The sequence below is a fragment of the Arthrobacter sp. FW306-1B-F12A genome (assembly GCF_058781865.1).
In genome coordinates, this window is record NZ_JBYSXD010000045.1 from 1 (window position 1) to 22,297 (window position 22,297).

The following is a 22,297-nucleotide window of genomic DNA, read 5'->3' on the forward strand; positions in this document are numbered from 1 at the left end:
TTCCTACGCTGAATCGGGACGGGGGCGACGCTATTTTGCGGGCAACTGCGGCGCTCGTCGGGCGGCTCATGCGGCGGGCGGCGGGTGCGGGAATCGACGTCGTGCGTGTTGGCGTGGGTTCGGCCGGGGTCATCGATGCCGTGAATGGCGAGGTGGTTTCGGCGACTGATGCGATCCTGGGGTGGGCCGGGACCGGATTGACGGCGGGGTTGGCGCAGCTCCTGGGTTTGCCTCGGGGGTCGGTGAGTGCCGTCAACGATGTGCATGCGCATGCTCTGGGTGAGGCGTGGCGTGGGGCGGCTGCCGGGTCTTCGAGTTCGCTCATGGTGGCTTTCGGTACGGGTGTGGGCGGCAGCTTTGTGCTGGACGGCGCTCCTGTTTTGGGGCACCACTATGTGGGTGGGCACGTGGGGCATTTTGCGTCGCCGTACGCCTATCACGAGGGCAAGGCCCTCCCGTGTGTGTGCGGCGGCTCGGGCCACGTCGAGGCGATCGCTTCCGGCCCGGCCATCCACGAATCCTTCGTCCGTTTCGGCGGCTCCCCCGAGGTCCCGGACACTCGTGCGGTGTTTGCCTTGGTGCACGACGGCGATCGTGCCGATTCGGCCGACGGTACTGCCGCCATCAAAGCCATCGGGGCGGGCGCGGGTGCTGCGGGGCAGGCGATCGGCGGGCTCGTCAACATCCTCGACCCGGAGACGGTGGTGGTTTCCGGGGGTTTGGCGGATGCGGGAGATTTCTGGTGGAAACCCATGGAACGCGCCCTTCGCAAGGAGCTCATGGCCCCGCTTGCCGACATTCCCGTGCTTCGCGCGGCGCTAGGCAATACCGCGGCCATTGTGGGCGCGGCCAAACTCGTCCTGAACTGACACCCGAACACCCAAACACCCGAACCCCTCGCAAGGAGAACCCCATGATCCTGACCCCCGATGGCCTCGAAGCCCTCCGCTCGCAGTTGATCGTGTCCTGCCAGGCCTACCCGGGCGAACCCATGCGCGATCCCCGGACCACCGGCCAGGTGGCGGCGTCGGCCGTTATCGGTGGAGCCGCCGCAGTCCGCGTACAGGGCCTTGCGGACGTCCAATTCACCCGCGCAGCTGTGGAGGTCCCGGTGATCGGGCTCTGGAAGGACGGGCACGACGGCGTTTTCATCACCCCGACGCTCCGGCACGCCCTCGCCGTCGCGAATGCCGGCGCCCACGTCGTGGCCATCGACGGAACGCGACGCACGCGTCCCGATGGCTTGACACTCAAGCGAACCATTGACGGAATCCACGCCGAATCGCACGCCTTGGTCATGGCGGACTGCGGTTCCTACGCCGATGCGGCGGCCGCCGTCGACGCCGGTGCTGACCTGATCGGCACCACCTTGGCCGGGTACAGCGGGGACCGTCCCAAGACTGACGGCCCCGATCTTGAGCTTCTCGCGGAGATCGCCGGCGCTGGGCTGGGCAAGCCGCTCATCGCCGAGGGCCGCATCCATACCCCGGCACAGGCCCGCCAGGCCCTCGACGCCGGGGCGTTCGCCGTCGTCGTCGGCACTGCCATCACGCATCCGGCGAGCATCACCGGCTGGTTCAAAGGCGCGATGGACACCTGACCCGGCAGAATCCGTCGCCGGATCCCTGATCCCGGCCTGTGTCCGGGCGTAGGCTTCTCCCATGGCTGAGGAGAATATCCGGGAATTCGATGTCATCGTGATCGGCGCCGGGACCGTGGGGGAAAACGTTGCAGACCGGGTGGTCCGGGGCGGCCTCACCTGCGCAATTGTGGAGGCTGAGCTCGTCGGCGGGGAGTGCTCCTACTGGGCCTGCATACCGTCCAAAGCGCTCCTTCGGCCGGGAACCGCCCTGCACACGGCACAATCAGTGCCCGGAGCGTCGGACGCCGTCACGAAGGTCCTGGATCCCGCACCGGTCCTGAAATACCGTGACTACTTCACCAACAAATGGCAGGACGACGGCGCGGTCCAGTGGCTCGTGGACACCGGCATCGAACTCATCCGGGGCCGGGCACGCATCACGGGCCCGCGTGAAGTCCAAGTGGATGGCAAGGACGGCGCCAGCTACTCGCTCAAGGCCCATCACGCCGTGGTGGTGGCCTCCGGATCCACACCGCTCATCCCGAAAATTGACGGCTTGCGCAACGTCCCCTACTGGACAACCCGCGGGGCCACCTCCGTGCGGCAAATCCCTAAACGGTTCATCGTGCTGGGCGGAGGGGTCGCCAGCGTCGAACTTGCCCAGGCTTTCGCCCGCCTAGGCTCGTCGGTTTCGATCGTTGCCCGAGGCCGACTCTTGAGCGCGTTCCCCGAGGAAGCCGCTGACTTGGTCGCTGCGGGACTGCGGGCCGACGGCGTTGATCTGCACCTCGGGACCGACACCACGCGGGTCGAACACGAGCCGGACCATGCCTTCAGCGTCACTCTCGGCGACGGGACGGTCTTGAACTCTGACCAGTTGCTGGTGGCCACAGGTCGTCGGCCTTCCCTTGATAATTTGGGACTCGAAAACGTAGGGCTCGACGCCGAAGAAGGCAAGCCATTGCGCCTCACCACGGACTCGAGCGGCTTGGTTGAGGGCGCCGCCAGCGACGGCACGAGCGGGCTGTGGCTGTATGCGGCCGGCGACGCCGCGGGATCGGTGTTCCTCACCCATCAGGGCAAGTACGAGGCCCGGGCAACGGGCGACGCCATCGTGGCCCGCGCCAAAGGAACCCTCCACGGCACCCCGAAGGCATGGAGCGCCCTCGCGAAGACGGCCGACGAATATGCGATCCCCAGCGTGGTCTTCACGGATCCGGAAGTGGCATCCGTGGGCCCGGGCCTCAAGCAGGCGCTGCAAAAGGGCATTAACGCAAGCTCGGTTGAGCTCCCTATCAACGTGTCCGGGTCCCAGCTGCATTCGGAAAATTACCAAGGCTGGGCACAACTGGTGGTGGACGAGGACCGGAAGGTGGTGCTGGGCGCGACGTTTGCCGGGCCCGGAGTGGCCGAGCTTTTGCACGGCGCCACCATCGCGATTGTGGGCGAAGTGCCGTTGGACCGGCTGTGGCATGCCGTGCCGTCGTTCCCCACCATCAGCGAGGTGTGGCTGCGCCTGTTGGAGAAGTACGGACTCTGACCCCCTGGCCGCCGCCGGTCGACGAACCGTTGTGGCGTCGGGAACGCGGGAGGAGAATGGCCGCATGGCCAAGCACCTCGATATTGACGGACACCCAACCTGGGTGGAAGACCTGGGCGGTCCCGGCGAACCGCCCTGCCCACCTGGTGGGGTGGAGTGACGGCGGCATCGTTGCCCTCCTCGTCGCTCTCCGGCGACCCGAACTGGTGCAAAAGCTTGTAGTCATTGGTACCAATTACCACTACAACGGCACGGTTCCCTTCGACTTGGATCCCCAATCGCCCATTGCGCAGGAACTGGGCAGGGCCTACATCGAGCGGTCTCCGGATGGGCCCGAACACCTGGATGTCGTCTTTGGCAAGAGTGTCGCGATGTTCACCACAGAGCCGACACTCACCACCACCGACATTGCGCAAATTACCCAGCCGGTGCTCGTCATCGTCGGCGACGACGACGTGGTCACCTTGCCCCACACTCTCTCGCTCTACGAAGCCTTGCCCGAAGGCCAACTTGCGGTCGTTCCGGGCGCATCGCACGGGCTTCCACTGGAACAGCCGGAAACAGTCGCCGGCCTGATAAGCAACTTTCTGGCCGCGGCGGAGCCGCCGCGCACGTTCATGCCAATTCGCCGTGCAAGGCAAACAGACAGCTAGGTTCCCAGGAGGCGAAGGGATCTATTTGAACTGACTGGTCAGTTCAGTTACGATTGGAGCAGATAACAAGTTCTGCGAAAGGTCCAATTGTGCTGTCTGCACAGCAACTCCAGATCGACGGCCGCCGGGACGATCTCCTGCCTCCCACTTCCCTCGAAGCCAGGCGCGGCGAGCTCCTCCTTGTCAGCGGCGACGGTCAGGACCAGCGCACGGCCTTGGCACTTGCTCTGAGCGGCCGGATGAAGACCAGCAAAGGCCTCCTGAGCTGGGACAACTCGGCGAAAACCAAGAAGCTCCGGGCTGCGAGCGCCCTGATTGACGCTCCGGGTGTCAACGAGCCGGAGCAGCATCTGAGCGTCCGCGACCTCGTCACCGAAGACCTCTCCCTCATCCCCCGCCGTTACCGCGGCGCGCTCCTCAGCAAGCCGTGGCTCAAGATCAACCGCTTCGAAGACATCGCCGGGCTGTGGATCGAGCAACTCCCTGCGGACCGCCGCCTTGAACTGCTGACCGCCCTGGCCCTCGCGGACCCTGCCCTCGACCTTCTGGTGCTCGATTCCCCGGACCGGCACAGCGCCAACACTGCGGACTGGCTCCCCCGGCTTGAGCAATTGGCGTACGACGCCGGGCGGCCGCTCGCCGTCGTCGCCGTCGTCTCTGCCCTTCCGGACGGCTGGGACGGCCCGGCCGCCGTGATCGGCAACTCGGTCACGCACACGGCACCCGCCGAACCCGCGGAAGCCGCGCAAGAAGATCCCGAAGAAGTACCCGAAACCCTGCAAAGGACCGCAAAGTGACTGTTCTGCGGCTGGCCCGCTCCGAACTCAAGCGCATGACCGGCGGGCTCCTGCCCAAGCTGACCATCCTCGCCCTGACCATGGTGCCCCTCCTCTACGGAGCCGTGTACCTTTACGCGAACTGGGATCCTTACGGCAACCTCAACCAGATCGACGCCGCCTTGGTCGTCGAGGACGCGGGAGCCCAGCCGGCAAGCGGCCCGGAGCTGCAGGCTGGCCAGAAGGTTGCCGACAGCCTAGTGGAGAGCCACGTGTTCAACTGGCAGCGGGTGACCACCACGGCCGAAGCCGATGCCGGCGTTGAATCCGGCAAGTACGCCTTCGCCCTGAAGATCCCGAAGGATTTCTCGGCCAACCTTGTCTCGCCGGGCAGTTTCAATGCGGCCAACCAGGCGATGCTCAACGTCACCACCAATGACGCGAACAACTACCTCCTCAGCACCATCGTGGACAAACTCACCACTGCGGTGCACTCCACTGTGGCCAAGGAAGTAGGCGAGGAAACCGCCAACCAACTCCTCACAGGCTTCGGCACCATCCACGCTTCGATCGTCAAGGCGTCCGACGGCGCCTCCCAACTTGCCGACGGCGTCGGCAAGCTCAGCGACGGCGCGGCCGCCCTTCACGACGGCACCAGCAAGCTCAGCAGCGGTGCGTCCGAGCTCCTGGCGGGCCAAAACAAGCTGCGCGACGGCGCCAATCAGCTGAACGGCGGTGCCGGGCAGCTCAGCGCGGGCCTCACGGAGCTGAAGAACAAGACCGCGTCCCTCCCGGCAGACTCCCAGAAGCTTGCCGACGGCGCCGCCCAAGTAGCCGCCGGAAACGCGCAGCTGAACGCGAAGGTCCAGGACGTCGTCGGGCAGCTTTCGGCGTTCGACGCCGGGGCGCGGGACCGCGTGGTGGCCTCCAACGCGAGGCTCGTGTCCGCAGGGGTCATCACCCAGGACCAGGCGAACAAGATCCTGGCCGACTTCGACACGGCCGCCGCGTCCGCTCCGGTCACCGACGCCAAAGCCAAGATCTCGGCGGATGCCGCGCAGATCCAGCAGCTCTCGGACGGATCGGCCGCGGTCAGTGCCGGCGCCGCCAAGCTTGCGGGCGCTACCCCGGCGCTGACGGGCGCCATCGGCCAGGCCTCGGCAGGCGCGGACCAGCTCAGTTCTGGAGCCTCCACGCTCGCCGCTGGCGAACAGTCCGCCGTCAACGGCACGGCGGCCCTCGCGGACGGCGCCGCAAAGCTCGACGACGGCGCGGCGCAGCTTGCCACTGGTGCTGCCAGCGCCGCTGACGGATCCCGCACCTTGGCGAGCGAGTTGGCGAAGGGCGCAGGCAAGGTCCCGAACCCGAACGACGCCCAAAAGAGCGAGGTGTCCAAGGTGATCGCCGATCCTGTGGCGGTCAACAACGTATCGCAGGCCAAGGCAGGGTCCTACGGTGCGGGCCTGGCCCCGTTCTTCCTGACACTGTCCCTCTGGATCGGCGTGTTCATGCTGGTCCAGGCCATGCGTCCCATCACCCAGCGGGCCTTGGCGTCGAACGCGCCGTCATGGAAAATCGCCGTCGGCGGCTGGCTCCCGTTCTTCGTGGTGTCCGTGCTGCAGGCCAGTATCCTCACCCTCGTGGTGGACCTGGGGCTGGGACTCAACGCGGCTCACCCGGTGTGGATGTGGTTGTTCATGCTGGCAGCGGTCATGGCGTTCACGGCCCTCATCCAGGGCATCGTGGCCTTGCTCGGGACTCCTGGAAAGTTCGTCGTGCTGATCCTGCTGGTCCTGCAGTTGGTGTCGTCCGGCGGAACGTTCCCTTGGCAAACCACCCCCATGCCTCTCCACGTGGTGCACGAGATCATGCCGATGGGCTACGTAGTGACCGGCATGCGGCACCTGATCTACGGCGGCGACTTGACCATGATCTGGCCGATTGTCCTGGGGCTACTTGGCTACACTGTGCTGGGGGCCGCGCTTTCCACGCTGGCTGTCCGTAAGCACAAGTTCTGGACCCTCAAGACCCTGAAGCCGGAGATCGCTGTATGAGCATGCAAGAGCCGGATGTCTCGGGGCTCCCGGAGAAGAAGCTCCGCCCGGCCCGCACCAACGCGACCAAGCAGCGCCTTTTCGACGCTTCGATGGAGCTGATCGGCGAGCGCGGCGCAGCGGGCGTCACCGTGGACGAGATCGCGGCCGCAGCCGGGGTGTCCAAGGGAACGGTCTATTACAATTTCGGCAGCAAGTCCGATCTGATCGCCCAGTTGCTGCGCCACGGCGTCGACATCATGCTCGGCCGGCTCCAGACGATTGAAGGCCTGCACGCCGATCCGCTCGAAGCGATGGAGGCCATGCTCGGGCAAGCCATGGACTTCATGGACGACTACCCGTCCTTCGCTCGGCTCTGGATCAGCGAGAACTGGCGGACGCCCAGCGAATGGGGCAAGCTCTTCGTCGAGCTCCGCAGCGAGCTGTTGGCCGTGATCGGCGCGGCGATCGAAAAGGTCGCCACCACGTACACGGTGGATACGGGCATTGCCCGGGGCAGCCTCGAGGCGGCGATGTTCGGAGCGATCTTCGTGGTGGGCCTTGACCGGCAGACGTACAACCCCGAGCGCACCCGCGAGCAGAGCATAGCGGCCCTCATGACCATCATGCGGGGCTACGTACTGCGGTAACGGTATGGCAACTGCCGCGTCTTGGGGCGCGGCGCTGCCGCGGGTCAGGGATGATTAATCCCATGCGTCACATGGGGAACAGCGGAAAGCTTGCGATCATCTCTGCTGTGGTGTCTGCTGGTTTGCTGGTGCTCCTGGCCATCACCCTTGACGAAACCGTGATGTACATCTTCCTGGGGGCCCTGGCGATCGGCTACCTGGCGTGCGTCGCCGAGGTTTTCACCCGTCGCAGGTACTTCATGCTGGTTCTCGGGGCCATCTCGACGATCCTGTTCATCGCGTTCGGAATCGCGTTCCTGCGCATGTGGGGCCTCGCCTTCAACCAGGACGAGAACGCCCTGGGCAGCGCGGTGAGCACCAAGGACTCGGACATCTATTTCTACCTCGCCGCGCTTGCCGGCTGCAGCTCCCTGCTGATCTTGTTCGTGGGGGCGGTATGGCCATCGCGCCGTGCGAAGGCAGTGGCCCGTCCGGCTGCCCGGCGGCCCGCGCCCCGGCCTGCTTCGCGGCCTTCCCCGGCACCCGGCAGGACCGCCCAGCGACCGGCGGCCCGTCCGGCGTCGGGAACTGTGAAGCGCCCTGCACCACGCACCCCCGCCAAGCGCCCGACGTCGGGATCCACCCCTCAGCGCAAGCCGGCCCCCAAGCGCTGACGTACTTCGGCCGCCGCCAGGTCCCCAGGCTTCTCGCGCCGTTGCAGCACGGCAGTCGCGACGCCGCCCAGCAGGAGGAGCCCGCCGGCCAGTTCCGCCGTCGTAGGGACCTCTGAGATGAGCAGCCACGCGGCGGTCATTCCCACCACCGGGACCAACAACGTGAAAGGCACCACGGCCGAGCTCGGGTACAGGCTGAGCAGCCGGTTCCAGATGCCGTAGCCCACCAGCGACGCGAAAATGGCGGTATACAAGGCGCTCAGGATGGTGGCCGGCTGAAGGTTGGTGAGGGTCCCGACGACGGCTGCCGGGCCGTCGACGATGAGCGACAGGGCCGCGAGGGGCAAGGGGACCACGGCCCCGGACCAGACCACCAGCCCCAGTCCCGAGGCCGCCTTGGCTTTGCGGGCGATGATGTTGCCCGCGGCCCAGGACAAGGCGGCGGCGAGCACGATCATGAGCGGCACCACGGGGGCCACCAAGCTTCGACCCACCGCCACCAGCGCTAGCCCGGCGACACCCAGCACAACCCCTGTCAGTTGCCGCTTGCTCGGCCGCTCCCCCAGGAAGCGGGCCGCCAACAGCACCGTCAGGAGCACTTGAGCCTGCAGGACCAGCGAGGCAAGTCCTGCAGGCATGCCGAGCGCCATGCCCAGGTAGAGGAGGCCAAACTGCCCGGCGCTCATGAAGAGCCCGACGCCGATGATCGCCTTCCAGCTGACGTCCGGTTTGCGGACGAAGAAGATGCAGGGGAACACCACCAGCACAAAGCGGATGGCCACGAACAGTAGAGGCGGCACGTCGGCCGCGCCACCGCTCCGGTTACCGGGGTGCAATCCAAAGTCGATCGCGACGAAATTCAGGCCCCAAAGGACGGCGACAAGGACGGCGAGTGCTGAGTGGCGGATATTCACGATTCAACTCTGACAGCCAAGCCAATGAAGCACCAGCGTTGAATTCTGCATCGGATCATGTACGTTTGCTTCATGATTGAGATTGCGGCGCTGCGGGCCCTCGTAGCAGTGGAACAGCAAGGCTCGGTGGTGGCTGCCTCGGAGGCCATGGGCTTCAGCCCCTCGGCGGTTTCCCAGCAGATCAAGAAGCTCGAGAAGCAAAGTGGCGTGACGGTCCTGGAACGCCACGGCCGCGGCGTACTGCTGACCGACCGCGGCATGGCGTTGGCAGAGTACGGACGCCGGATCCTGGGCGAGTTGGAGGAGCTGCAGGCCACGCTGCTCGCCGACCCAACGAAGCCGAGCGGCGTGCTGCGGCTCGTGGCATTCTCCACCGCTTGCCGGGGTCTTGTGGGGCCGATGCTGGCGAAACTCGGCACGGCCCAAGCCGTTGCCGCCGGATCTTCGGCCGCCGCGGGCTCCGGGCTTGGCGCATCCGGGCTTGAGGTCCGCGTGGTGGCCGAAGACCCGCGCGAGGCCGTCCAGAGGGTCGCCACCGGGGAAGCCGATCTTGGCGTCGTCCACAATTGGCACTCCGTACCCTTGGTCATTCCGGAGAACATGGTCCACGAGGACCTCTGCCTGGACACCGCCGACGTCCTGCTGAACTCAGCCCACCCGCTGGCTGGCCGGACCGCCGTCGAGCCTTCCGACCTGGTGGACGAAAGCTGGATCAGCACGCCAGCTGGGGCCATCTGCAATGAGGCGTTGCTGGCGATCCTGGCAGGCCTGGGGCGCGTGCCGGACATCCGCATTTACGACCCCGACTTTTCCACCCATATCGCTATGGTCCAGCAGGGCGTGGCGGTGGCGCTCGTGCCACGGCTCGGTAGGCCCGAGCTCCCCGCTGGAGTGGTGGCGGTGCCCGTGGTCAATCCGATGCAGCAACGCCAAGTGGGAATCGTGTACCGGAAGACCATGATGGCAAGCCCCAGCATCCGCCACGTGGTCCGCTTGCTGCAGGATGTGGCGGCCGGCCTCGAGGTGGGCTAGCTGGGACCATCCGCGCGAGCTGGCGGCAGATGCCCTCTGGCCGCGCAAAAAAGGGCATTAGCTGCCAGTTCGCGCGAGGGAGCTACTTCTTTGGGCGCGGAACTGCGAAGTGGGTCAGCCGGGCATCCTGCCCATCGAGTTCAGCCCACGGCTTTTCAAGTTCCATGACTGTCATGGCGCTCGTGGGGTAGCGCGTTGCGGCGTCCATGTAGGCGTCATGGTCCGAGTCGCGGGAAGCCAAGTGCATCGCGAGGTCCTGCACGCCGGGCATGTGCGAAAAGATCATGAGAGTGGTGACGGTTTCCGGCACATGGTTGATGACGGTCAACATGCGTTGCGCGGAGGCGGCGTACAGGCCGTCCTCGAGTTTCGGCGTCGGGGCCTTGTCCCCCAGCTCGCTGCACACCCACGTGCAGGTCTGCCGGGTCCGGAGCGCGGACGAACACAGGATGAAATCCGGAATCACGTGGTGCTTAAGGAGCCATTTCCCGGCAAGAGGGGCTTCCTTGTGGCCGCGTTCGGCAAGGGGTCGCTCATGATCCGGCACACCAAGGGGCCAGTCCGACTTCGCATGCCGCATGATCACCAGCCGCTTGATGTGATGCTCGCTCATCCCCCCACCCTACTATCCCAACTGACTCGCATTTGTTGTCGTTTTGACGCCTGTAAACGACAACAAATGCGAGTCAGTTGGGTTGGCCGCGGAAGCGAAAGCGCCCGCCCCCAAAGAACGGAGCGGGCGCTTTGAGCGCGTGGGGACTAGATCGAGTATTCCGGAGCGGCCCAGACGATAACCTCGGGATGCTCGTAGAAACGGTAGCCCTGGCCGCGCACGGTGCGGACCGTGTTTGCCAGGCGGCCGAGCTTGGAGCGTAGGCGCCGGATGTGGACGTCGATGGTGCGCTCGTTGGGGACCTCTTCGGCGTTGCGCCACAGGCCCTCGAGGAGTTCGTCGCGGCCCACGGTGCGGGTGCCGTTCTCGACGAGGTAGTTGAGGAGCTCGAATTCCTTGAACGTGAGGTTCAGGGATTCGCCGTCGAGGTGCACCTCACGACGTGCGAGGTCGATCAAGACGCCGGACGGGCGGGCTTCCTGTGCAGGCTGCGGGCGGAGCGCCTCGGAGCGCTGGCGGTTGCCAACGGTGGGGTCACCGAAAGTCGAACGGACGACGTCGAGCGCGGAACCGGGCGCGCTGGCCGGGGCTACTGCGACGGCGGCATAGCTCTCGGCGCCGGAAACGAGGGACTGCGCGTAGGCCCGGATTTCCTGGGCCAACTTGGCAATGGACGTTCCGGCGGCCGCGGCCGTGTCCTCGTCAATGCCCATGTAGAGCACGAAACCGCGGGCCACATTGTCATTAGCAACGGGACGGATAGAGCGGTCCGCTGGAGCCAAGACCGGCGTGGGCGCAGTCATCGGCGAGGCCTCGTTGGCGGGAACAGCGCGGAGCTGGCCGTAGGAGTTGGGGTTATAGCCCTGGGGGACGTAGCCGGGTGCCTGGCTGCCACCCTGCGGTGCGGGCTGGGCGTAGGCCGGGCGGTTGCCGAAGCCGGGACGCAGGCCGGCGTTCGACGCGGCCTTATTGGCGTTACGGACGGAGATGTGGACGTATCCGGATGCAACTGACATGGAGTGCTTACCTCAAAGTGAATAGCCGTCATCGCGGCTTCGAATGCTGGTCTGGTCCCCGCAATGAGATGGGGAGGGGCGCCCGACGCTGGGCAGGGGGCGAATGCCTGAAACTTGTTGGGGTCTTAAGTTAGGCATGCATTCGACAACAGCTCATCGAAGTACCAGCGGGTGCGCTGGGCTCGATCGCTGCGGCTGCAGATGCTGTTGAGTTCTTGTTCACATTTGAAGTGTGCAACGTAACAAAGGGAACTTGCAAGTAACAAAGGGCCGGACCGTCCACATTTTGAGACGAATCGGACTATTGTGCCGCACATCACAATTCACACATGTCCAAATGTGACCCATTCTCGTTCGTCACACTGGCTATTCTTGGCGCAATATTCGAATAAAATTTGATGGATTTGCCGTTTTCTGAATCTCAAGCCACGTCACGCGCTTGCCTTTGAATCTCGAGATATGAAACAACCCTTGTCCAATCCTGGATCGGCATCTCGTGAAAATTCTTTGGCAAATCGTCTGCTAGGACCCCCGCAATGGCCCTAGCCTCACGCCGCGCTCGCACTGGATGTCGTTTTGAAGGCCCGTAACGACATCAGCTCCGTGGGCCCACGCCGCTAGGGTTCCCTGGCCGTGGGGCCACGCCGGCGAGGGTCCCTGCCTGAGCTTGCGAAGGCCGGGACCCGGTGGGGACTTGCGAGGCGAGGGTGGCGGTGGGGACTAGTTGGTGGTGCCGGTTCCTTGGGTACTTGATGTGGTGGCAGTAACGATCTGGATGGACTGGGCCGTGTACTTGTCCGATTCCTTGAGCGCAGTGACCCTCACGCTGGATCCGGATTTCACATCGGCGAGGGTCAGGGTGGTGCCGCCGCTTCCGCTTCCACGTTGCCGCAGGCCTTCAGCTACCACGACGTCCGTTCCCAGCGCATAGGTTTTCGTGAACCCGTCCTCGCTCTTGACGGTCATGGAACTCGCTGAGATGTCGGTGACCGTACCCAACTGGCCCGCCATGGTGACATAGCTGCCGTTCTGGAGGACCACGTATTCCGAGTGGACCGCGGCGTTCAGGCCGCCCATGCCGACGCCGAGCCCGCCAGGGCCTGCGTTCGTGCCGCCCGGGCCACCGAATCCGCCCTGGCCGTTCTGCCCGGCCCCAGGTCCCTGCGCGTTGGTGGTATCCGCGGCCGCGGTCCCGTTGCCGGCGGCATATGCACCGGCTCCTGCCGCAGCAGCGACCACCACCGCGACGCCGCCAACAATGAGCCCCTTCTTCAGGCTCCAATTCTTGAAAAAGGAAGGTCGGGGCTGTCCGGCGTTGTATTGCTGCGGAGCACCCCACCCAGCGGCCGGCGGCTGATTCGCCGGCGGCTGCGGAGCACCCCACCCGGCGGCAGGCGGCTGATTCGCCGGCGGCTGCGGAGCACCCCACCCGGCGGCCGGCTGCCCGGCACCAGCCTGCGCAGAATCATCAAGGGGGCGGATCACCGGCTGCGGGTGTCCGTTCTCCGGCTCGGAACCAGGTACGGAGGGGTTGTTTTGCTGATCCATGGTGTTCTCCATCGAAATCGAGACTGTTTGGTCGTGATTGTTCTTGTCCCAAACAGCGTCAGCCGCTTTGCTGTGCGTTGGCTGTGTCGAACTGAAGGCTTCCCTGTGACCTGCAGAACCGCCACAACCTCCGGACAGGTGGCTAGGCTGGGACTCACAGGGTGCTCACAGCAACGGCAAAGCACTGGCAAACCGGCAGATTGGAGAGTTGTCCCATGGCATCCTCGCACTCCATGACCAACAACCTTCCGCAACTCAGCCACCCGGACGGTTCCCCCATCCGTGCCCTTGTGGTTGACGACGAACCCAGCCTCGCCGAGCTCATGAGCATGGGCCTCCGCATGGCGGGCTGGTCGGTGGCGGTGGCGGGCGACGGTCCCGCCGCGGTAAAGCTCGCCAAGGACTTCCGACCGGACGTCCTGGTGCTGGATGTGATGCTTCCAGGGTTCGACGGCGTCGAGCTGCTCGGCAGGATCCGCGCCTTTGCGCCGGAGGTGCCTGCGCTCTTCCTCACCGCCAAGGACGACGTACAGGACCGCATCGTCGGGTTGGCCGCCGGCGGCGACGATTATGTCACCAAGCCCTTCAGCATGGAGGAAGTCCTGTTGCGCCTGCACCGTCTGGTCCAACGCTCGGGGGTGGCCGCGATGGACACCGCCGAGCTGGTGGTGGGCGACTTGACCCTGAACGTCGACACGCGTGAAGTTACCCGCGGCGGCGAGGACATCCCGCTCACGGCGACCCAGTTCGAGCTCCTGCGCTACCTCATGGAGAACCCCAAGCGCGTGGTCAGCAAGGCCCAGATCCTGGACCGCGTGTGGGACTACGATTTCGGCGGCCAAGCCAACATCGTGGAGCTTTACATCTCATACCTGCGCAAGAAGATCGAGGCCAACCACCCGCCCATGATCCACACGGTGCGCGGAGCAGGCTACGTCATCAAGCCTGCCGAATAGCCGGGGCGCCGAATGTCCGCACTCTCGGGTATCCCCCGCCAGACCGACCATAGCTGGTTCAATCCTTCAACCTGGCACTTGCGCACGCGCTTGATCCTTCTCTCCATGGCACTCCTTGTGGCCATCTGCGGTGCAGTCGGGGTGGTCAGCTATGCCTCCATGGATGTGTTCCTCACGAAGCAGCTCGATCAGCAATTGATGCAGGCCTCCCACGGCCGCCCGCCGCAAGGCAACCCTGGCGGCCGTCCGGACCCGCTGGACCCCCGCGGCCAGAGCATCGGCACGCTCAATGCACGCATCCTTGCAGGCCAGGTGAGCAGTGATGCCGGCTTCTTGTCCTCCGATGCCACACGTGCGCCGTTGTCGCCCAGCGACGCCCGAATCCTGTCGGCGCTCCCGTCCGATGGCCGCCCGGTTGATCGCACGCTGTCCACTGGCGGCTACCGGCTGGTGGCCACCGAAACTCCATACGGCGATGTTGTCATCACAGGTCTCCCTCTCGCCTCGAAAGAGGACACCGAGGCCTCCCTCGTCTGGACCATGGTGCTGGTCTCCTTGGGCGGACTGGTCCTGATCGGGCTGGCCGGAACCGTGCTGATCCGCCGTACCATGCGGCCTTTGGAGCAACTCTCCGACGTCGCCACCAAGGTGTCGAAACTTCCGCTCGACGCCGGTGAAGTGGCCCTCGCGGTGCGTGTTCCGGCGTCGGCGGCCCATCCGAGCACCGAAGTGGGAAGCGTCGGCCATGCTTTGAACCTGATGCTGGACAACGTCTCGAGCGCCCTCGAGGCCCGCCAGCAAAGCGAAACCAAGGTGCGCCAATTCGTCGCGGATGCGTCGCACGAACTACGCACTCCGCTGACCGCCATCCGCGGCTACACCGAACTCTTGCGCATGACCGAGACGTTCACCGAAGACGGGCGCAAGTCGCTGGGCCGGGTGCAGAGCCAGTCCGAACGCATGACCACCCTCGTGGAGGACCTCCTTCTCTTGGCCCGGTTGGACGAAGGGAAGGCCCCGGAATTCACCGATGTGGACCTCACGCAGTTGGTGATCGAGACCGTCAGCGACGAGAAGGTCATGGCCCCCGAGCACATCTGGCAGCTCAAGCTCCCGGATGAGCCCCTCACGGTCCGCGGCGACACCACCCAACTCCACCAGGTTTTGGCGAATCTGCTCTCCAACGCCCGCAAGCACACCGAGGCGGGAACCACCGTGGTCACGGGCGTGATGCGCTCCGCCGATGGCAGCGCCGTGGTGACCGTGACCGACAACGGCCCGGGCATCCCGCCTGAATTCCAGGGCAGGATCTTCTCCCGCTTTGCCCGTGCCGACGCCGCCCGGTCCGGCTCCGAGGGCACCTCCGGCCTCGGCTTGTCCATTGTGGAATCCATCGTTCAGGCGCACGGCGGCACGGTCGAAGTGGCGTCGCGGCCTGGCCGGACGGAGTTCGCGGTGCGGCTCCCGGCGCTCAGGACTGCCCCGGCCTGACGGGCGAACCAGAAGAGTACGACGCCGGTGCGCGGCGCGCGCAAGTCGACGCACCGGCGTCGTGATCTCCGTTACCTAAATGTGACTTAAGCTGGATCCTCCTGTACCGTCGAATAGGTGCGCTGGATCATTCCGGCCACCGCCGGGTAGGCGCCGAGCTCTGCCACTCCCCGGTGCCCAACAGTCCAGGCAGAGACGGGGGACCCAGGTCTCCGGGCAAGCGCTCATGTTGAGCCAGCCCTAGGGGTGAAGCCGTGCCGCCACGTTCCGCCGTGGCCACGGCCGGATGACCTCATCCGAATCCGACAGCTAACTCCGCAGGCGTCGAGAGGCAATCACCATGTCTGATTCCAAGGATCAGTCGCGCCCTGTTGCGCGCCACCGCGGCGAACCTGCCCGGAGAAACAAGTCACGTTCCACGCTGAGGCGAGCCGCCTCGAACCTCGGCACCGGCCAGCGCATGGCAGTTGTTGCCGGCGTCGTTGCCGTGTTCCTCGGCGCAGGCGCTGCCACCCAGGCCGCCGGACAAGCCATCAACGCCCAGGACATGAGCCGCACGTCCGAATCCCGCACGGTGGATCACTCAGCCACGCCTTCGGCCACCGCCACGCCGTCGGCGAGCGCAAGCGCGAGCCCCACGCCGAGCGCTGCGTCGACGCCAAGCCAGGCAGCCGCGCCCGCTCCGGCCGCCGTCGCGCCCCAGGCTGCCGCACCGGCCGCACCCGCTGCACCCCCTGCTCCAGCGGCACCGGCTGCACCCGTCGCCGTCGATGATCCCTCCGGCGCCCAGGCCTACGCCGCAAGCATCCTTCCCTCCTACGGTTGGGGCCAGGGCGAAATGTCGGCCCTGATCACCTTGTGGAACAAGGAATCGGATTGGCGCACCACTGCCACCAACGCCTCCAGTGGCGCTTACGGCATTGGGCAGTCGCTGCCGGCCGAAAAGATGGCGTCCGAAGGCGCCGACTGGCAGACCAACTACCAGACGCAAATCCGCTGGGGCCTGAACTACATCAAGGAACGCTACGGATCGCCGTCCGCGGCATGGTCCTTCCACTTGGCCCACAACTGGTACTAAGCCAAGAGCCAACCACAAAGTACGTCGAGGTCCGTCCCTTCCGGGGCGGGCCTCTCCGTTTCTTGGCCAGGCAAGTGATGCGCCACGCTGGTCACACATCCACAGCCACGTCACAGGTTCCGCCTAAAGCCTTCATATTCGGCAACGGCACTCTGGATACATGACGCTCATCGAATCCACCTCCGGAACCCTGAAGGACCCCGCGGTGGTGCCGCCGGGCCTTCCCATCCAACCCAGCACTCCCATCCAGCGCGGCACGGGGCGGCGCGCCCCCGTGGACACCCACACCGCCATCCCCGTCCTCGACGTCACCATCCCCGTCTTCAACGAGGAACGCGATCTCGAAGAGTGCCTGCGCAGGCTTCACGGCCACTTGCGCGAATCCTTCCCGCATGGCTTCCGCATCACCGTGGCTGACAACGCGAGCACGGACGGCACGTTGAAAATCGCGGAGCGCGTAGCCCGGGAACTGCCTGAGCTCGCGGTTGTCCACCTTGACGAGAAGGGACGCGGCAACGCCCTTCGCAGGGTGTGGCTTGCATCGCCGTCGCCCGTTCTGGCTTACATGGACGTTGACCTTTCCACTGACCTCGCCGCACTGGCGCCCCTTTTGGCGCCGCTGATCTCCGGCCATTCGGACCTCGCCATCGGCACACGGCTGACCCGTAACTCGCGGGTCGTCCGCGGCCCCAAACGCGAGTTCATTTCGCGCAGCTACAACTTGATGCTGCACTCGTTCATGGGTGCCCGCTTCAGCGATGCCCAATGCGGCTTCAAAGCGATCCGGGCAGACGTCGCCCAGCAGATCCTCCCGCACACCATGGATAACTCGTGGTTCTTCGACACCGAACTCCTGGTCCTCGCCGAACGCTGCGGGCTCCGGGTCCACGAAGTTCCCGTCGACTGGATCGACGATCCCAATTCCAGCGTCGACGTGGTGCGGACCGCCCTCGCCGACATCCGCGGCATGGTCCGGCTCACCCGGGATCTCGTCTCGGGCCGCATCCCCATTCCGGAACTGCGGGCGGCACTTGCACGCGGGCCGCTCCCGGCGTCGTCCCGCATCGCCGAGCAAAGCCCGCGCAGCAGCCTATTCGGGCAATTGGTCCGGTTCGCCGCGATCGGCGCTGCGTCCACCCTCGCCTATGTGCTCATCTTCCTGTTCTGCCGCGGCTTCATGGACCCGCAGCTGGCGAACTTCCTGGCGCTGCTCGTCACGGCCATCGCCAACACCGGCGCCAACCGTCGCTTCACCTTCGGCATCCAGGGCGGCAATCCCGTTCGGCACCACTTCGAAGGGTTGATCGTCTTCGGGATCGGCCTCGCACTCACCTCCGGGGCACTCGCCTTGGTGCACAGTACGACGACGCCGGACCGCTGGGGCGAGCTTCTCACCGTGGTCGCAGCGAACCTCGCCGCCACGGCAGTCCGCTTCCTGTTGTTCCGCCTTTGGGTCTTCCGGCAGCCTGCGGCGCCGTCGGCTGAACCCAGGACACAAGCCAAAACGCGCACAGAAACGGCAGCATCATGACCTCCACGATCACTCCCACAAGCACAGGACTCGCCGCCGGAAATGCTGACGCCGGCCCCGCCGTCGGGATTGCCGACGCACCGCGCCACTCGGCACGCCCGTCAACCCCGGATGCCACGCCCCGCTGGACCCGATACGCCTTTGGCCGGCAGCCCCGTTGGGTACGGCCGTCCGCCGCCGGGCTCCTCGTAGCCACCGCGTTCCTGTATCTCTGGAACCTCGCGGCCACCGGCTACGGAAACTCCTTCTACGCAGCGGCCATTCAAGCCGGCACCAAGGACTGGACGGCGCTTCTGTTCGGTTCGCTCGACGCCGGCAACGCCATCACCGTGGACAAGCCTCCGGCCTCCTTGTGGATCCCTGCTTTGGCGGGCCGGATCTTCGGCTTCTCTCCCCTGAGCATGCTGGTTCCCGAGGCGCTGATGGGCGTGGCCGCCGTTGGATTCCTTTACTTGACGGTCAAGCGGGTTTCCGGACCAGGCGCTGGCTTGTTGGCCGGTGGGGCATTGGCACTGACCCCGGTGGCCGCGCTCATGTTCCGCTTCAACAATCCCGACGCCATGCTGACTCTCTGCCTGGTCCTGGCGGCGTACTTCACTACCCGCGCCATCGAACGGGCGGGCTGGAAGTGGCTCGCCGCTGCCGGCGCTGTAGTGGGCCTCGCGTTCCTGAGCAAGATGCTGCAGGGCTTCCTGATTGTTCCAGGCCTGGGACTCGCGTACCTCTGGGCCGCCCCGACCCCGTTGCGGCGGAGGCTGCTGCACCTGCTCGGCGCGCTGGCCGGAATCGCAGTAGTAGCCGGCAGTTATGTCGCCCTCTTCCAGCTGACCCCGGCATCGGCACGGCCTTACATGGCGGGTTCGCAAACCAACAGCTTCCTCGAGCTGACCTTTGGCTACAACGGGCTGTCCCGCATCACGGGTTCGGGCGAAGGCACGCCCGGCGGCGGCGGAGCGGGCGCCCCTGCTGGAGGCAATCTCGGTGGCCTCGGCGCCTTCGGCGGCGGCGGTGGCGGTGGCGGCAACGCCGGATTCGGTGGCGCCGCCGGGATCACCCGCATGTTTGGCACGAGCTTCGGCGCTGAGGTCTCCTGGCTTCTCCCCGCTGCACTGATTCTGCTGGCAGCCGGCCTATGGTTCACCCGCCGGGAAGCGCGGGCTTCCCGCACCCGTGCCGCGCTCATCCTGTGGGGTGGCTGGCTTCTGGTGACGGCGGGCGTCTTCAGCTTCATGAGCGGCATAGTCCACCCCTACTACGCGGTAGCGCTCGCACCGGCAATCGCAGCCTTGGTAGGCATTGGCAGCGTTGAGCTGTGGCGTGGCCGTGGATATTGGCCGGCCAGGATCGTCCTGGCCGTGGTCATCCTCGGTAGTTCGGCCTGGTCCGCGGTTCTCCTGGGCCGCGACGCCTCGTGGCTTCCGTGGTTGCGCATCGTGATCGTCGTCCTAGGTGTGGTGGCGGCAGCGGCAATCCTGCTCCGCCTCGACTCGTTGCGCTTTGCCGGCCAAAACACGGCGGGGCGGTTCCGGAACGCAGCGGCCGCGGCCGTCGTCGTCGTTTCCCTTCTGGCCGGCGGCCTCGGAACAGCGGCGTGGACGCTCGCGACGGCGGCTACCGCGCACTCCGGTTCCATCCCGACGTCGGGACCCAGCGGTTCCGCCATGGGCGGCTTCGGAGACCGCGCCGGTGGGTTCGGCGCAGCTGGTGGCGCGGGTCCGGCGGGAGGGCCCGGTTCCGAGGGAACGTCCGACGCCGGACTGACCGCCCTGCTGAAATCCACCACCACGAAGTGGTCGGCGATCGTCTCCGGTGCGACCCAAGCCGCAAGCCTTGAGCTCGCCACGAACACCAACGTGATCGCGCTCGGTGGCTGGAACGGCGGCGATCCCTACCCCACGCTGGCAGAGTTCCAGGACATGGTGGCCAAGGGACAGATCGGCTACTACATCGCAGGAGGCGGCATGGGTGGCGGCGGGTTCGGAGGCCAAGGCGGCAATTCCGAGGTAGCCTCCTGGGTACAGGCGAACTTCCAAGCCCAGACGGTGGGCAACTCCACGGTCTACAAGCTGACAAAGTAGATTCCGATGACCACTTCCTATTCCACAGGCACGGACTCCGAGGCAAGGCAGCCGGCTCCGCCGCCGCTGTTGGTGGGGCCGACTGCGCCGCAGGAAGCGGCCGTTCCCCACGGAGGGGGCGGCCGCGCCCGGGCCGGTTCGCCCCGCCGGTCCCGCCAGCCCCGCCGCACCCGCGGCCCGCATGCCCTGCGGCACCGCGTGGAGCTCGGTTTCGTGCTCCTGGCAACGGCGGTCCTTTATCTCTGGAATCTCGGCGCTTCCGGCTGGGCCAACGCGTTCTATTCCGCGGCGGCCCAGGCCGGTTCGCAGAATTGGGCCGCATGGTTCTTCGGATCGTCCGACGCCGCCAACTCCATCACGGTGGACAAACCGCCGGCGTCGCTCTGGATCATGGACCTCTCGGTACGGATCTTCGGGCTGAGCTCCTGGAGCATCCTGGTTCCCCAGGCGCTCATGGGCGTGGCCACGGCCTGGCTGCTGTATCTGGCAGTCAGGCGAGCCGCGGCCCCCGCTTCCGGCGATCCACAGCTCGCCCACCGGGCCGGGCTGCTCGCCGCCGTCGTCATGGCCATCACCCCGGTAGCCACCCTCATGTTCCGGTTCAACAACCCGGACGCCCTGCTGGTGCTACTCATGACGGCCGCCGGCTACGCCACCCTGCGGTCCATGCAGGACAACACACTGCGCTGGCTCCTGCTGGCCGGAGTGTTCCTTGGCTTCGGCTTCCTCACCAAGCAACTCCAGGTCCTGCTGGTGGTTCCTGGATTTGCGGTGGCGTACTTGGTTGCCGCGCCGGGTGGAGTGGGGCGTCGCCTGCTTCATCTGCTCGGCGCGGGGGCGGCCATGGTGGTCGCGGCCGGCTGGTGGCTCGCCGTCGTCGAACTCGTTCCGGCGAACATGCGGCCATACATCGGCGGCTCACAGAACAACTCGATCCTGGAACTGACGCTCGGTTACAACGGCCTCGGCCGGCTGAGCGGCCAGGAGACCGGCAGCGTGGGGGGCGGCAACGGCTGGGGAGTTCCCGGGCTGTTCCGGATGTTCAACAGCGAATTCGGCGGCCAGATCGCGTGGCTGCTCCCTTCGGTGCTGGTCCTCGGGGCCGGGCTGCTGTGGCTGGGCCGGCGTGCCCCGCGCACGGATAGCGTCCGCGCCTCGGTGATCGTGTGGGGCTCGTGGGTGCTGGTCACCGGGCTCGTGTTCAGCTTCATGGCAGGCATCATCCACCCCTACTACGCGGTGGCGCTGGCCCCGGGCATCGCCGGGCTCGCGGGCCTGGGCGGGGCGCTTTTGTGGCAGCACCGCGCACAGCTCGTCGCCGCGGTCGTGCTCGCTGTGGCAGTGGCCGCAGCTGGATTCACGGCCTTCGGTCTCCTGGGCGGCACCACCGCTTATGGTCCGTTGCTGCGCTGGGCCGTGCTGCTGGGCGCATTGGCGGCTGCGGCCGGCTTGCTGCTCTCGGGACGTTTCCCGGTCCGCATCCTCCACCGCACGACGGCGGCGCTCGCCCTCGCGGCCTCCCTTGCCGGTCCGCTGGCGTACTCGATCTCTACCGCCTCCGTGACGCATAGTGGCGCAATCCCCAGCGCCGGTCCCGCGACTACGTTCGGTGGCTTCGGCGGCTTTGGAGCCCGGGGCGGCTTCGGGCAAAACAACGCAGCCCAGAACACTCCCCCGCAGCCCCTCCAACAGCCGGGCGCCCAGGCTGGCGGCTTCGGAGGGAACCGGCAAGGCGGCGGCCTGGGCGGCCTGCTCGGCGCCACCACGCCGTCGTCGGAAATGGTTGCCGCACTGAAATCCGGCGCCTCGAACTACACGTGGGCGGCCGCCGTAGTGGGCTCGAACAACGCCGCCGGCTACCAGCTGGCCACCGAACTGCCGGTCATGGCGGTGGGCGGTTTCAACGGCACGGACCCGTCTCCCACCCTTGAGCAGTTCCAGCAGCTCGTTGCACAGGGCAAGATCCACTACTTCATCGCCGGCGGGACCATGCAGGCGAACAGCGGATCGGAAGCCCCCGCCCAGATCGCGCAATGGGTGGCTGCGAACTTCCAGTCACAGACCATCGGCGGGACCACGGTGTACGCACTGGCGGGGTGAGCCGGCTGGCTGAAGCACCCAAACGGGTTGTGGCGGTGACCGCGGAGTAATCC

19 protein-coding genes and 1 riboswitch are annotated in these 22,297 nt (G+C 66.2%); of the genes, 15 read left to right on the forward strand and 4 right to left on the reverse strand.

Annotation, left to right across the window (positions count from 1 at the left end):
- The 8 genes from AC3WJU_RS17860 to AC3WJU_RS17895 all read left to right on the forward strand — a co-directional run.
- Window positions 1-869: ROK family protein (locus AC3WJU_RS17860; protein ID WP_492260494.1), on the forward strand; the 869-nt coding region annotated here is incomplete at its 5' end.
- Window positions 870-913: 44 nt separating this feature from the next.
- Complete coding sequence (locus AC3WJU_RS17865; protein ID WP_332602379.1) at window positions 914-1,600, forward strand: N-acetylmannosamine-6-phosphate 2-epimerase; 687 nt, start codon at window positions 914-916, stop codon at window positions 1,598-1,600.
- A 61-nt stretch (window positions 1,601-1,661) separates the two neighbouring features.
- The gene (locus tag AC3WJU_RS17870) at window positions 1,662-3,122 is read left to right on the forward strand and encodes a dihydrolipoyl dehydrogenase family protein (protein WP_492260495.1); all 1,461 of its coding nucleotides are present in this window, start codon (window positions 1,662-1,664) and stop codon (window positions 3,120-3,122) included.
- Between the two features lie 56 nt (window positions 3,123-3,178).
- Entirely contained in the window at window positions 3,179-3,775 is a 597-nt protein-coding gene (locus AC3WJU_RS17875) for an alpha/beta fold hydrolase (RefSeq protein ID WP_492260496.1), read from the forward strand.
- An 89-nt stretch (window positions 3,776-3,864) separates the two neighbouring features.
- Window positions 3,865-4,572, forward strand: a complete 708-nt coding sequence (locus AC3WJU_RS17880; RefSeq protein ID WP_307053120.1) for an ABC transporter ATP-binding protein — start codon at window positions 3,865-3,867, stop codon at window positions 4,570-4,572.
- A complete protein-coding gene (locus AC3WJU_RS17885) occupies window positions 4,569-6,605 on the forward strand; it encodes a YhgE/Pip family protein (RefSeq protein WP_441437606.1) in 2,037 nt (678 codons plus the stop codon). Before AC3WJU_RS17880 ends, AC3WJU_RS17885 begins: the two co-directional genes overlap by 4 nt.
- Window positions 6,602-7,234 carry a TetR/AcrR family transcriptional regulator gene (locus tag AC3WJU_RS17890; RefSeq protein WP_284988753.1) on the forward strand — a complete coding sequence of 211 codons (633 nt, stop codon included), beginning with the start codon at window positions 6,602-6,604 and terminating at the stop codon, window positions 7,232-7,234. Before AC3WJU_RS17885 ends, AC3WJU_RS17890 begins: the two co-directional genes overlap by 4 nt.
- A 62-nt stretch (window positions 7,235-7,296) precedes the next feature.
- Window positions 7,297-7,887 carry a hypothetical protein gene (locus tag AC3WJU_RS17895; protein WP_492260497.1) on the forward strand — a complete coding sequence of 197 codons (591 nt, stop codon included), beginning with the start codon at window positions 7,297-7,299 and terminating at the stop codon, window positions 7,885-7,887.
- On the opposite strand, the gene AC3WJU_RS17900 is transcribed toward AC3WJU_RS17895, so the two are convergent.
- Entirely contained in the window at window positions 7,860-8,801 is a 942-nt protein-coding gene (locus AC3WJU_RS17900; protein ID WP_492260498.1) for an EamA family transporter, read from the reverse strand. The two genes, AC3WJU_RS17895 and AC3WJU_RS17900, sit on opposite strands and share 28 nt — an antisense overlap.
- Before the next feature lie 72 nt (window positions 8,802-8,873).
- On the opposite strand from AC3WJU_RS17900, the gene AC3WJU_RS17905 reads away from it, so the two are divergent.
- Entirely contained in the window at window positions 8,874-9,833 is a 960-nt protein-coding gene (locus AC3WJU_RS17905) for a LysR family transcriptional regulator (RefSeq protein WP_284988750.1), read from the forward strand.
- An 82-nt stretch (window positions 9,834-9,915) separates the two neighbouring features.
- Here the strand turns inward: AC3WJU_RS17905 and AC3WJU_RS17910 are convergent, their stop codons facing one another.
- The 3 genes from AC3WJU_RS17910 to AC3WJU_RS17920 all read right to left on the reverse strand — a co-directional run bounded on the left by AC3WJU_RS17910 (window position 9,916) and on the right by AC3WJU_RS17920 (window position 13,010).
- Window positions 9,916-10,446 carry a SixA phosphatase family protein gene (locus AC3WJU_RS17910; protein ID WP_059388618.1) on the reverse strand — a complete coding sequence of 177 codons (531 nt, stop codon included), beginning with the start codon at window positions 10,444-10,446 and terminating at the stop codon, window positions 9,916-9,918.
- A gap of 146 nt (window positions 10,447-10,592) precedes the next feature.
- Entirely contained in the window at window positions 10,593-11,462 is an 870-nt protein-coding gene (locus AC3WJU_RS17915; protein ID WP_284984188.1) for a winged helix-turn-helix domain-containing protein, read from the reverse strand.
- A gap of 720 nt (window positions 11,463-12,182) precedes the next feature.
- On the reverse strand, window positions 12,183-13,010 hold the full coding sequence (locus tag AC3WJU_RS17920) for a hypothetical protein (RefSeq protein ID WP_492260499.1): 828 nt from the start codon (window positions 13,008-13,010) through the stop codon (window positions 12,183-12,185).
- Between the two features lie 215 nt (window positions 13,011-13,225).
- Here AC3WJU_RS17920 and AC3WJU_RS17925 point away from each other — a divergent pair, with 215 nt between their 5' ends.
- From AC3WJU_RS17925 to AC3WJU_RS17950, 6 genes are all read left to right on the forward strand, one after another.
- Window positions 13,226-13,966, forward strand: coding sequence for a response regulator transcription factor (locus tag AC3WJU_RS17925; protein ID WP_078106594.1), 741 nt, complete (start codon window positions 13,226-13,228; stop codon window positions 13,964-13,966).
- A gap of 12 nt (window positions 13,967-13,978) precedes the next feature.
- On the forward strand, window positions 13,979-15,457 hold the full coding sequence (locus AC3WJU_RS17930; RefSeq protein ID WP_284988748.1) for a sensor histidine kinase: 1,479 nt from the start codon (window positions 13,979-13,981) through the stop codon (window positions 15,455-15,457).
- 164 nt (window positions 15,458-15,621) lie between these two features.
- Window positions 15,622-15,795: riboswitch (cyclic di-AMP (ydaO/yuaA leader) on the forward strand.
- A gap of 2 nt (window positions 15,796-15,797) precedes the next feature.
- Window positions 15,798-16,535, forward strand: coding sequence for an aggregation-promoting factor C-terminal-like domain-containing protein (locus AC3WJU_RS17935; protein WP_492260500.1), 738 nt, complete (start codon window positions 15,798-15,800; stop codon window positions 16,533-16,535).
- A gap of 160 nt (window positions 16,536-16,695) precedes the next feature.
- Window positions 16,696-18,066, forward strand: coding sequence for a bifunctional glycosyltransferase family 2/GtrA family protein (locus AC3WJU_RS17940; protein WP_492260501.1), 1,371 nt, complete (start codon window positions 16,696-16,698; stop codon window positions 18,064-18,066).
- Window positions 18,063-20,144 carry a glycosyltransferase family 39 protein gene (locus AC3WJU_RS17945; RefSeq protein WP_492260502.1) on the forward strand — a complete coding sequence of 694 codons (2,082 nt, stop codon included), beginning with the start codon at window positions 18,063-18,065 and terminating at the stop codon, window positions 20,142-20,144. Before AC3WJU_RS17940 ends, AC3WJU_RS17945 begins: the two co-directional genes overlap by 4 nt.
- Window positions 20,145-20,150: 6 nt before the next feature.
- The gene (locus AC3WJU_RS17950) at window positions 20,151-22,244 is read left to right on the forward strand and encodes an ArnT family glycosyltransferase (RefSeq protein ID WP_492260503.1); all 2,094 of its coding nucleotides are present in this window, start codon (window positions 20,151-20,153) and stop codon (window positions 22,242-22,244) included.
- Window positions 22,245-22,297: the final 53 nt, after the last annotated feature.